The organism is Syntrophorhabdaceae bacterium (assembly GCA_028698615.1).
Taxonomy (GTDB): domain Bacteria; phylum Desulfobacterota; class Syntrophorhabdia; order Syntrophorhabdales; family Syntrophorhabdaceae; genus Delta-02.
This window is the reverse complement of the sequence record JAQVWF010000080.1, coordinates 1-6078: the sequence shown is the minus strand read 5'-3', so window position 1 is coordinate 6078 and position 6078 is coordinate 1. Positions and strand designations below refer to the sequence as shown.

The 6078-nt window shown below is 57.0% G+C and carries 6 protein-coding genes; all 6 read left to right on the top strand.

Annotation, left to right across the window (positions count from 1 at the left end; translation table 11 throughout):
* A partial coding sequence (locus PHC90_14055) for a radical SAM protein (GenBank protein ID MDD3847467.1) occupies window positions 1-1392 on the top strand: 1392 nt, incomplete at its 5' end.
* Window positions 1393-1399: 7 nt separating this feature from the next.
* Window positions 1400-2083 carry a class I SAM-dependent methyltransferase gene (locus PHC90_14050; protein ID MDD3847466.1) on the top strand — a complete coding sequence of 228 codons (684 nt, stop codon included), beginning with the start codon at window positions 1400-1402 and terminating at the stop codon, window positions 2081-2083.
* 2 nt (window positions 2084-2085) lie between these two features.
* On the top strand, window positions 2086-2862 hold the full coding sequence (locus tag PHC90_14045; protein ID MDD3847465.1) for an SDR family NAD(P)-dependent oxidoreductase: 777 nt from the start codon (window positions 2086-2088) through the stop codon (window positions 2860-2862).
* Window positions 2863-2864: 2 nt separating this feature from the next.
* Entirely contained in the window at window positions 2865-3689 is an 825-nt protein-coding gene (locus PHC90_14040) for an SDR family oxidoreductase (protein ID MDD3847464.1), read from the top strand.
* 4 nt (window positions 3690-3693) lie between these two features.
* Complete coding sequence (locus PHC90_14035) at window positions 3694-5505, top strand: LIC12162 family protein (GenBank protein ID MDD3847463.1); 1812 nt, start codon at window positions 3694-3696, stop codon at window positions 5503-5505.
* Window positions 5502-6044 (top strand): methyltransferase domain-containing protein, encoded by a 543-nt coding sequence (locus tag PHC90_14030; GenBank protein MDD3847462.1) that lies wholly within the window; start codon window positions 5502-5504, stop codon window positions 6042-6044. Before PHC90_14035 ends, PHC90_14030 begins: the two co-directional genes overlap by 4 nt.
* Window positions 6045-6078 lie beyond the last annotated feature (34 nt).

Genomic DNA, 6078 nt, shown 5'->3' with positions numbered 1-6078 from the left:
AATTTCTTTCCCATGGGGCCGGGTTACCTCACGGCGGCGCTGAAAAGGGCTGACTGTGACGTCGAGGTGTACGCCATGGATGTCTTCCATTACAGCAACGACGAACTGGCAAACCACCTTGATTCTTTTGAGTATGACCTCATATGCTGCGGTTTTCTCGCCGCCCGCTTCAAGGAGACCATCCTGGGTCTTTCCGATGTGGTCAATTCGCATAAGAAGAATGCCTGGTTTGTCCTTGGCGGCCACGGCCCTTCGCCCATCCCCGAATATGTCCTCAAGACGACAGGGGCGGACGTGGTGGCGATAGGCGAGGGGGAGCTGACGATCGTCGACCTTGCAAGGTGCAAGGCAGGCGGGGGCGATCTCGCGCAGGTGAAGGGCATAGCCTACCGTGAGGGCGGCACCGTCCGCGTGAACGAAAGGAACAAACCCGTCAGGGACCTCGATGCTCTGGGTTCACCGGCCTGGGACCTCTTTCCCATGGAGAAGTATACAACCTGTCTCAGGTTCCCTGGAATGTCCGCGGAGGACCGCGCGTTTCCGGTCCTGTCGAACAGGGGCTGCATCAACAGGTGCAATTTCTGCTATCGCCTTGAAAAAGGCATCAGGGGCAGAAGCATACCGGGCATCATCGAAGAGATGGAGAAGCTTCAGGAGAGGTACGGGGTCACATACTTCTTCTTCATCGATGAACTCTTCGTGTCATCGAAGAAGAGGGTAAGGGATTTCGGGAAGGCATTGAAAGAGAGCGGCATCAAGGCCATGCTCAACCTCGAGAGCCGCGTCGACGTCTTCGATGAGGAGATCGCGGAGATCCTCAAGGAGATAGGATGTGTTTTCATTAACATCGGATTCGAATCCACCTCTCAGCGCGTCCTCGACAGGATGCACAAGAACGTCACCGTGGAGCAAAACTATCGGACGGCGGAGATAGCGGGGTCGATGGGGATCGGGCTGGGCCTCAACTGCATATGGGGCGAACCCGGTGACGATGAGCACAGTCTCAGGAGCAATGTTGATTTCATCATGAAGTACAATCTCTACGACCAGATAAGAACGATAAGGCCCGTCACGCCCTATCCGGGATGCGACCTATATTATGACGCCATTTCGATGGGGCTTCTCAAGGGCCCCGAGGAGTTTTTTGAAAGGTTCGTCAATTCCGACCTGCTGACGGTCAACTTCACCGGAATACCGGACAAGCGGTGCTACGAGCTTCTCCTTGACGCAAACAGGCGCCTCATAACGGACCATTTTCAACATACAAGCAAGGATATGGAAGCGGCAGAGAACCTCATCGAGAAGTTCAGACAGCTCTATGCCGGCGAGATAACCTCCTTCAGGGGAGCGAGAAGCGACGACACCCTGGAGCACAAGAGAAAGACCCTGTGAGTGGACAATGGCCGATTACCTTGATGTAGTCTATAGCCAGAAGGAGCGTCCCTATACGGATTATCCCGCCCGGCTGTGCCTCCATCTCTTTCACCGTTTCCGAATGGCCCCCGGCATGGCCTTTCTTGAAGCGGGGTGCGGCAGGGGCGAGTTTCTTAAGGTTTTCAGGGACCTGGGGCTTAACGCGTGCGGTGTCGACATCTCCCGGAAGGCGCCGGAGTTCAACCCCGACATCCCCGTCAAGGTCTCCGATATCGAGCGGGAGGGTATTCCGCACGGTGACAACACTTTTGACATAGTCTACTCGAAGTCGGTCCTCGAGCATTTCCGCGAGCCCGAAAGGTACATGGAAGAGGCCGTGAGGGTCCTCAGGCCCGGCGGCATGCTCATAACCCTCGTTCCCGATTGGGAGTCATGCTACAAGATATACTTCGATGACCACACCCACAGGAGCCCCTTTTCGCTGGTGTCGCTGGGCGATATCTACAAGATGCACGGGTTGGTCGATATCGACGTCTTCAAATTCCGGCAGCTGCCCCTTGTCTGGAAGTATCCTGCGCTCAATTACCTGTGCCGTGCCGTCTCGCCATTTGTCCCGGTGCGAACGAAGATAAAACCGCTGAGATGGTCGAGGGAACTCATGCTCTGCGGATACGGCACAAAGCCTGCCAATGAAGAAAAAGGAGAATAACAGTGGACCTTGAGCTTAGAGGGAAGCGCGTTCTTGTCACGGGGTCCACCCGGGGCATAGGCCGGGCGGCGGCGCATGGTTTCATGGATGAGGGTGCAAGGGTGGTTCTGACGGGCCGGAACGAGAGCGCCCTGGGGAAGGCGAAGGACGAGCTGGCCTCGCACTGCAGCCCGGCGGACATACTCTGCCATGCCTGTGATTTCAGGTCCCCCGAGGACATAAGGGTCTTGAGGGAATTCATCATTTCGTCCTGGGGTGGTCTTGATGTCCTTGTTGCGAATGTCGGTTACGGAGTGAGCCTGCCCGATCCCATCCCCCCGAAGGCGCACATGGAGGAGGTGCTCGCCGAAAACCTCCACAGCGCCGTTGATTCCGCGCGGGAGTTCCTTCCCCTTGTCGCGGCATCGAAGGGGAGCATCGTTTTCGTTTCCTCCATTGCCGGGGTGGAGGCGTTCGGCGCGCCCGTCGACTACTCGATGGCGAAGACGGCGCTCATCGCCTTCTCGAAGAACCTTGCCAGGAAGACTGCCGACCAGGGGGTGCGCGTCAATTGCGTGGCTCCCGGAAATGTTTATTTCGAAGGAGGAAGCTGGGATATGAAGATGAAGAACGACCCTGAACGTATACGGACCATTATCGAATCGACGGTCCCCATGAAACGATTCGCCGCGCCGGGGGAGATAGCCGACGCGATACTTTTCCTGTCCTCCCCAAGGGCCTCCTTCATCACGGGTGCCTGCCTCATCGTGGACGGCGGGCAGACGACAACACTCTTTTAACCATGAAGAACATATTCGATATAAGAGGAAAGATCATCGTCATCACCGGCGGCACGGGTTTTCTCGGAAAGAGACATGCCGAAGCCATAGCGGACGCCGGCGGAGTGCCCGTCATCCTCGACCTGAAGAAAAAGCCGATCGATGCCCTGGTCGATGACATTAATCAAAGACATGGTGCCGGCGCGTCCGGTTACCGAACTGACATCACGAAGGAAAAGGAAGTGGCGGGGACCTGTGAAAGGGTCCTGAAGAGGTATGGCCGGGTCGACGTGCTCATCAACAATGCCGCGAACAATCCCGTCGTCGACAGATCGAACACACTCTCGAATGCCTCGCGCCTGGAGAACTTCCCTGTGGGTGTCTGGGAACAGGATATCGCCGTGGGCCTCACCGGGGCGTTCCTGTGCGCGAAACACTTCGGCCACGCCATGGCGCGCTCAGAAGGGGGCAGCATCATCAACATATCCTCGGACCTCGGGGTCATCGCACCGGACCAGAGGCTTTACAGGACGGAGGGGGTTTCGGAAGAGATGCAGAGTGTGAAGCCCGTGACATATTCCGTCGTCAAGACGGGGCTCATCGGTCTTACGCGTTATCTCGCGACGTACTGGGCGGACCGCAATGTGCGATGCAACGCCCTGTGCCCCGGGGGCGTCTACAACAACCAGGGGGAGGGGTTCCTTGTCCGTTTGAACCAGCTCATACCCTTGGGCAGGATGGCCCGGCCCGACGAGCTCGAGGGGGCGATAATCTTTCTCGCCTCGAATGCCTCTTCCTACATGAACGGTTCCGTTGTCGTCATTGACGGCGGCAGAAGCTGCTGGTAGATACTTGCCCGATAAAAATATATTCCTCGCAACGACATCCATCGAAGAGTTCTGGGACCCCTCTGCAAGGCTGCTGCTCCTCGGCGAATGGTGCAGGAGCTACAGCAGGAGGGAGTATCTCGGGTCCCTCGATGTCACCGTATTGGAGCCTCCCTACACGGACGCGGAGGTTCCGGGAATATTCACCTACCTTGACGGGGTCTACGAAAGAGCGCTCGTCCTCCTGTCGGATAGGCTCAATGCCGTCCACGGGGTGCGTCACACGCAGAGGTACTGGAGGATACTCGTCGGCACATGGCTTCTCCATTTCATCCACGCCGCCTACGACAGGTACGTCCATATCTCCTCGGCCCTCGCATCGTACCCTGATCTGACAACGGTTTGCCTTGACGAGGCCTCCTTCCAAACGCCCGGCGAGACGATCGAGTTCATGGAGCTTTTGAAGAGCGACCTGTATAATCTCCAGATGTTCAGCCGCATACTGGGCAGGCTGAACGGGCCGTACCCGAAAAGGAAGGTTGACGGGAGGGACTATTCACAGGTGTCGGTGCACAAGGTACTGCCGAACAGGGCCGTATCTCTGACGAAGAGGTTCCTCGCGCGGACCCTCTCCCTGCCGGGAGGAAAAGAGAGAAAGATATTCTATCACAATGCCTACTTTTCACGGTCCGCCGAGGCAAAGCTCCTGATGATGACCGGTTTTGCCATGTCCCGCTTCTTTTATCCCTCTATCGATTTCGGGGGAACCACGCTGGACAGGGGGAAGCGGGGGTCCATAGGGACGGGGGCATTCGGCGCCAGCGAATTTGAGGGGCTCCTCTTCGGGCTCATCGCCGAAGAGATCCCCATCGTATTCGTCGAGAGATACAGGGAGACGGACGATGCCGTTCACGCGTTGTACCGGGACGAGCCCGCAGCCCTCATGAGCGCCACGTCCTGGCATTACAACGACGTCTTCAAGATATGGGCGGCCTCCCGGGCGGAGAAAGGCGCCCTGCTCGTTGGTGTGCAGCACGGAGGCAACTACGGCATCATCAGGTACTTCCTCCAGGAAGGGCAGGAGCTTTCCGTTGTGGACAGGTTCTATTCCTGGGGATGGACAAGGGGTGCGACGCACGCCGAGGTGAGGCCCATGTCTGCGACAAAGCTCCTGGGAAGGGCAAAGGGCGGGCGGCGGCAAAAGAGCAGGGAGATACTGTACGATCTCGCGGTCTGGATGCGGTGTCTGGTACAGTTTCCCCTGACAGTGCAATACTGGACTCGCTACTTTGAAGACATAAACGTCTTCGCCCGTTCCCTGTCGGACGAGGTCATGGATAATTTGAGATTGAGGCCCCACAGGGAAGACATGGGATGGGAAGTGCGGGAGAGATTGAAGGACGCCTTTCCCGCGAAGGTTCCCGTGGAAACCTGGGACGTGCCCTTTGAGAAGAGCCTCCAGAACTGTTGCCTTTTCCTCTGCGGTCATCCAATGTATTCAACCACCTTCATCGAGGCCCTGCACGTCAACAAGCCGATGATCCTTTTTTACGAGCCTTCCTTTTCAGCGAACGCACTGCATCCCGACGCAGTTGAATATTTCGAGGATCTGCACTCCGCCGGGATACTCTTCAAAAGTCCCGTGGAGGCCGCCGAAGAGGTCAACAGGGTCTATGGCCATGTGGATGAGTGGTGGAATGAGGACGGTCGCCAGAGCAAGGTGGCAAGGTTCAGGGGCAGGTTCTGCAGGGTGTCCGAGAACGCCATGAATGAATGGGCGCACGAGCTCAGCGGGATTCTGGCGGCGGGACAGGGCGGTGACGGAGTGCATGAATGACCGTTAACATCGATCTTGGCTGCGGACAGAGGAAAAGGGAAGGGTATGTGGGCGTCGACGCCCTGGCGCTGCCGGGTGTGGACATTGTCCATGACCTCGATGTATTTCCCTATCCCTTCGACGATAATTCGGCGGAAAAGGTCTGGATGGACAATATCCTGGAGCATCTCAAGGACCCCCTCAAGGTCATGGAAGAGATACATCGCATCAGCGCCAATGGGGCCGAGGTGGTTGTCAGCGTTCCCTATTTCAGGAGCTGTTATGCCACCATCGACCCGACGCACAGGAATTTCTTCGGCGTCTGGTGGTTCAGTTACTTCGACCCTTCGCATCCCTTCCACGATCGCTACAGGTACACCTGTTCGCAGTTCCGGCTGGAGAGGCTGGAATTCGACAGGGAATTCAGGGGCGGCAGGATGGGCATCTTCCACCGCTTCCTTGTCAGAGTGGCCGAGAGACATCCCTATTCATACGAACTGAGATTGTCCCATCTCTTTCCATTGAATTCTCTCACCTATCATTTGAGGGTTATAAAATGAACGGGGAGGTTGAACTCTTGCTGGAAGGCAGAAA